The sequence below is a fragment of the Caldicoprobacter sp. genome (genome assembly GCF_047459465.1).
GTDB lineage: Bacteria > Bacillota > Clostridia > Caldicoprobacterales > Caldicoprobacteraceae > Caldicoprobacter.
The window spans coordinates 1-6,491 of the sequence record NZ_VSCO01000104.1 but is presented as its reverse complement, the minus strand read 5'-3'; the positions used below and the strand labels follow the sequence as shown (position 1 = coordinate 6,491).

General features: G+C 41.9%; 4 protein-coding genes. All 4 read right to left on the bottom strand.

Annotation, left to right across the window (positions count from 1 at the left end; translation table 11 throughout):
* Positions 1–97 precede the first annotated feature (97 nt).
* Positions 98–1,423 (bottom strand): maltose ABC transporter substrate-binding protein, encoded by a 1,326-nt coding sequence (locus FWJ59_RS07110; protein WP_414481257.1) that lies wholly within the window; start codon positions 1,421–1,423, stop codon positions 98–100.
* A gap of 79 nt (positions 1,424–1,502) precedes the next feature.
* Entirely contained in the window at positions 1,503–2,507 is a 1,005-nt protein-coding gene (locus FWJ59_RS07105) for a LacI family DNA-binding transcriptional regulator (protein ID WP_414481256.1), read from the bottom strand.
* Positions 2,508–2,534: 27 nt separating this feature from the next.
* Positions 2,535–4,352 (bottom strand): glycoside hydrolase family 15 protein, encoded by a 1,818-nt coding sequence (locus FWJ59_RS07100; RefSeq protein WP_414481255.1) that lies wholly within the window; start codon positions 4,350–4,352, stop codon positions 2,535–2,537.
* 76 nt (positions 4,353–4,428) lie between these two features.
* Entirely contained in the window at positions 4,429–6,120 is a 1,692-nt protein-coding gene (locus FWJ59_RS07095) for a glycoside hydrolase family 13 protein (protein WP_414481254.1), read from the bottom strand.
* Positions 6,121–6,491: the final 371 nt, after the last annotated feature.

Genomic DNA, 6,491 nt, shown 5'->3' with positions numbered 1-6,491 from the left:
TTTTTCATAAAGGAAATCCCCTTTCCCTAAGCTGAAATAAACTAATAAGGGGAGAGAAAGCCCGGCATAGCGCCAAGCTTCTCTCCATCCCTTTAATTTATTGCGTCGACAAAACAGAGTAAAATTCCTCCTGCGCCGATTTCAGTGCCGTCTCTGGGTCTTGAATTCCATCCCATACAGCAGTAAATGCTTTCTTATAGGGATCCCATACGTGAGCCATTTCGGGTATCGAGGGCATGGGCGTGCTGTTCTCCGCTTGTTCAGCAACAGCCTTCAAATATTCGTCATTGGCCAGTATGGTCTCCTGAGCGTTCAGGCTAGCAGGCAATTCATATTTGGTTTCATACATTATTCTCAATCCCTCTTCGCTGGCTAAAAACTTAGCCAACAATTTGGCTGCATTGGGGTATTTAGTATACGAACTTACGCATGCGACATCCACCGTTGAGAAAGTAATTGGATAATTGCCGTTGGGCAATTTGGGAAGCTTGGTAATTCCAAAATTCACACCGGCATTTTGGAAATCTTTGATAGACCATGGACCAGTTATTGCATAGGGCACTTCCCCAGAGGAGAACAGTGAGGTCATAGCATCCCATGTAGCATCCTGCGATGGTACCGGATATATCTCCTTTAACTTTTGATAGAATTTCATGCCTTCAATGGCTTCAGGAGTATCCCATCCCAGCTGGTTTTTATCGTCCATATTGGGTCCAAACATCTTGTACCCGTATCCGGCTAAAAACCCATGTGCAAAATACGGCTCATTGGCCTGCCATACCAGAGCAAATTTATTAGCAGAAGGATCGTTGAACTCCCTAGCAAATTCGAACATTTCATCCCATGTTTCTACCGGTTTATCCACCAAATCCTTATTATAGAAGAGAGCAATGGTCTTAACCGTCAACGGAAATCCGTATATCTTTCCTTTGTAAGAAGCGGCTTGGATTGCTACGTCCATGAAATTTTCCTTTACATAGTCGGCAAAAACATCATTTTCTAATATGAGACCTGATTCCGCTGCAACTGCAACATGGTCGTGCGCTGTTACAAATACATCAGCTCCAACCCCTGCGGGACCATCGAGTTCAAGCTTGCTGCGCGCATCGGTGGTACCCACGTTTTCCACCGTCAATTCGATGTCTGGATATAGCTTATTCCATGCCTCCACTATCCTCTCGTTGTATTCATCATTATCCATCCACAGCTTCAGCTTTGCTCCTTCTTCAGGCTGAATCTCTTCTGCTTTATCCCCCGCAGACGTTTCCTCCTGCCCGCCTACACTTTCCTGCTGCGTCTGCTGTCCACTGCCCGTTTGAGTGGTGGACTCGCTTTGCGTGCCGCTGTTCTTAACACCGCATCCTGCTATTAGCAAAGCCATCAAAAATACGCAAACCAAGATAATTGATAGGCTCTTTTTCATTTTAGACCCCTCCATACTCATAGTTTTGTTTTTATGTACAACACCGTTTTTTAGCGGCGTTGTATCCCCTCTATTTTTCTTATAGCTTTGTGGATTCCCGTTCTACCAGCACAGTATCTACTATATAGTGGGTATAAGGCATGTCTTTTTTCTGTAGTTTCTCTATAAGTAGTTTGGCAGCATACTCTCCTAGCTTATGGGCATTTATGTCCACCGATGTTAAAGAAGGAACTTGATATTCCGCCAAATAGGTATTGTTAAACCCTACCATTGCGACTCCTTTTATTCCCAGCTCGTTCAGGACGTGGGTAGCACCCAACGCCAACAAGTCATCCGTTGTAACCACAGCTTGGGGAATCTTGTATGCTAAAATTTCTTTCATAGCTTCATAACCGGCTTGCTTTGAAAAATGTTTGGCGAACTTCACCACTTTATCATCTTCACTGATAGCATGAGTCTGGAGAGCTTTTCTATATCCATCAAATCTGTCACGGGTTACATATAAGTTTTCAGGTCCTCCTATAAAAGCGATATCCTTATAACCTTTTTTCACCAAAAAGTCCACTACATTGTACATGGCTCGGAAGTTATCGTTATCAACCCATAAAACGTCATTGGGCTGTTCTGGTCTCCCAATTAAAACAAATGGGTGCCCTACATTTTTGAGATAGGATATACACTTGTCATTTTGCCTGGAAGTGAAGAGAATGATCCCATCGACCAGTTTGCTCCTCACATAATGCTTTATAAACTCCAGTTCCTTTTCTTCATTTTCGCTGAAAGCATACATTATGTAGTATCCCTTTTTTTGAGCATATACGCTGATCCCTTTCATGGCTTGCATGAAAAAAGGATTTTCAAACAGGTCATCTTCACTGGTGGGCAGTATCAGGCCTAATATCCTGGTAGAATTGTTAGCAAGGCTTCTGGCTATTACATTGGGCTCGTAATTCAACTCCTTCATAGCCTTATACACTTTTTCCTTGGTTTCCTGGCTTATCTTGGGACTATTGCTTATGACCCTCGATACGGTTGATGGAGACACATTTGCAAGTTTCGCTATGTCCTTAATAGTAATTCCCAATTTTTTCTTCCCCTTTCTCTCGTGATTTTATTTCACAATTCCCTTATCCATTAACTTTTTAAGAACCATCACAAACATGGCATGAGACCATGTAAGAGGTACTACCCAAGCAGGCTGTCCTGTATTTCTATGAATCTGTTCGGGGAACAATCCCATGGATGTTGCATGCTCCACAGCCCAGTCAAAGAGTTTTTTGGCCTTGTCATCTTCATCGATCAATGCATAATAGTATGCCAACCATAATGTCGTTAATATCCAGGGATTTCCTCCGCGATACGCATCATTTTCATACCTCTTTATGCCCCCTATCTTTGGGCTCCATAACCGCGCTTCTATTAACTTGACAGTAGATACCATCCTTTCATCCCTTGCTTCAAATACCCCGAAAGGATACACCAACCCTAAAAGAGAAGCATCTATAGTAAAATCTTTGATTAACATTCCATTGTCCATCTTGAGGCTTCTTATAAAGTGGTTAGCTCCAGGTTCCCAACATAATTTCTCGATAGCCCTTTTTATGTCCTGTGCAATCTTATTCCACCTTTCGGCATCCTCATGAAACCCCATTTCTTTGGCTGCCTTAGCTGCGCTTATCAATCCTGCATACACATTTGCTGCTGAATACGTATGTTGACCTATTCGCTCTTCCCAAATATCGTAACAATCTGATGGCAAACCCGTATCGCTATCCCTATAAGAAATTAAGAAATCTGCCCCTTTCTTTATACTCGGCCACATCTCGTGTAAAAACTCTAAGTTGTGTGTAACCTCATAATGCTCCCAAATACCCCACAATATAGAACCCGTCTCATCTATTTGCAATCCCCAGTTGGGAGCCACTGAACCATCCAAATAATATCTTTGAGCCCACGAACCATCACTGCACTGGGCCGATGCAGCCCATGAATAAAATTTACGGGCAATGTGATGGTACCCGGCCACATCCATAGCATTTGCTACATAGACTGCATCTCTTCCCCAGCAAAATCCATATCCGCCACAGTACAAAAAATCCTCATCCACTTCTGGTGCCGCCAGTATACCTCCCAAATCAGCGTGGCTCAAAAGATGAAATACCATGACCGACCTTTTACACAATGTATTAATTTTTTCATCATTTACTCTTAAGCAACCGTTTTCATAAATCTTTTTCCAATGCTCATAAATATCGTTTTCAATCAGAGATATATCCTCAGATTTCAAAGCCTTCGCTGTTTCTAAAATGCCATCAATGGAATTGCCAGCTACTAAGTATATATCAACATCCACATATCCATATGCCCCAACATCGCCTAAATCCCACATAAGGGCACCGCATGAAGAAATATCCTGGTTCTTGCAATTCAAGCTACAAGCCTTCACATGCTCCTTAGCATCTGCACCACATTGAAAGGCTGTTGCCCTCCTATTGCTAAATAGGGCTATGACGGTATCGGCCTGGTAGTGCAACAGGCCATCTATATACTTCAAATATTTAGTGGTGTTATATCTGACGCGATCGTTTATAGCAAAGTCAGAATATTGCCACAGTTTGAGTGAAACCGTTTGCCCCGAAAGGTTTTTGATACGCCACCGCCTTACCAACACATCTCGATCAATGAGCACAAAATCCTTTAATTCCCAGCCCAAGGGCAATACTTTATGTATGGCATTTGTCAGTACCACAGGTGAATCTTCCAGATAAGATTGAGTAAAATCCCATTCTGTTTCATCGTGGAGCCACAGTAAGTTGGTGTACCCCTCTATAGAAATCGCAAAATTCCACTCTTCTACTTGCTGATACACATCCAATCTAGGCCACCACAACCTATGTATTTGGCCGTTTGATGTCATCGAGGCCAACATCCTTCTGTTCCCTATTACAGCGCTTGCTAAGGTTGGCTTTGATATGCGTAAATTCTTTTGCAAATCGCCTCAACTCCTATTCCTTTTTGTCGATGATGATATCATAGCTGTAAGGTCCTATGGCGATGGAATAATGTTTATCTCTATACACTAAATCCATTTCAAAGGGACTGTCGCTAACGTTAAAAGCTACAATTATCTCCTCTTCTTCCATAGAACGCTGCATGATCAATTGATAGTCATGGGCATACAGAAAGCTACATTCTCCCCTCCGTAGGGCCTTATGCTCCTTTCTCAAAGCTATACACTGCTTATAAAACTCCAACAGCTCCTTATCTTGCTTTTCTTTATCCCATATCATGGTCCTTCTACAGTCAGGGTCATTTCCCCCTGTCATTCCTATTTCGTCGCCATAATACACACACGGTACGCCCACATACGTCATTTGAAACAATACAGCAAGTTTAAAGAGCCTCTTATCTTCCCTGCACATGTTCAACAATCTGGGGGTATCATGGCTATCCACAATATTGAGCAGCACTTGATTGGCTTGATCAGGGTATCTGAACCTCCACATATTGAGTGTATTGGCAAATTGTTCGGCATCTATGGTACGTTTGCAGAAAAAATCAATGACCGCTTCGGCAAAGGGATAATTCATCACGCCATCAAATTGATCCCCCTGTAGCCATGGTCCGGCATCGTGCCATACCTCGCCCACAATATAAGCGTCGGGTTTTATGGCCTTTATCAATCTCCTAAACTCCCGCCAAAAAGCGTGGTCCACCTCATTGGCTACATCTAAACGCCATCCATCTATGTCAAATTCCCTGGTCCAAAATTCAGCCACTCCCAAAAGATACTCCTTAACCGCCGGGTTTTGAGTGTTGAGCTTTGGCATGCGATATTCAAAGGCAAAACATTCATAATTGGGTCTAGGATGAGTCTTGATAGGATAATCATGTATATAAAACCAGTCCCAATATTTGGACTTGGGCCCTTTTTCTATCACATCTTGAAAAGGAGGGAAATAATATCCGCAATGATTGAAGACAGCATCCAGTATTACCCTTATACCTTTTTGATGGCATCTTGACACGAGCTCCTTTAAGGTGTCATTGTCACCGAAGTGGGGATCCACTTTCATGTAATCCTTTGTATCATACTTATGGTTGCTTGGGGCTTCGAATATGGGCGTCAGATATATAGCATCGATACCCAGCTCAATTAAATAATCCAGATGCTGTATAATACCCTTAAGGTCCCCTCCAAAAAAGTTGAAAGCCGTAGGCCTATTGCCCCAGGATTCAACCTCTTCAGGGTCATTACTGACATCTCCATTGGCGAATCGCTCGGGAAAAATTTGGTAAAAAACTGCATCCTTAACCCACTCAGGGGTGTTGAAAATATCACCTTTATTGATATACGGATACTGGAACATCATGTTTATTTCTGAAACTGGCTGATCATAAAATCCATATTCGGTATACCAGTACTTGCGCCCCTTGGATTTTAGCTCAAATATATAACACAAACGCTTAAATGGAGGGACTACATTCGCTTGCCAATAATCAAAGAGGTGATCTGAATAAATCTTTCTCATGGGTTTCTCATAACGTTCTTTTGGCCAATCATATTTGTCGCCGTATACTATATTGACTTCCTCAACATCCTGCTTTGCCGTCCTCAAGCGAATATGTATAGTGGCTTCATCATAAGCATAAGCAAAATTCCCTTTTGGCCTATGATAGACAGCGTGGAAATTCATATTTATCCTCCCCAACTGACACCCTAACCTATCACAATCGGACCTTGTGCAACCGATTGCACTAATTGCAATTTTTACCCTTCTCTTGGTGCCAATACCTTGCTTCAACTCAACAAAAAATTTAACAATATGATCTCTTAGCAAAATAGGCACAATAAAACATTTTTTACTATGGTGGATTATGGTATTACATGTGACAGCATTGAGTTTGTGCAACCGTATGCATAATTATAATAGCATGATTAATTGAAACTGTCAATATGGTTTTTTAAAATTTGTTTATTATTTCTGTAATAATGTTATGATTGAAACTATCCTGATATGTCATCCATGAAAGAGGAGATGTTCAACATGGCACAAAAAGAAATGCT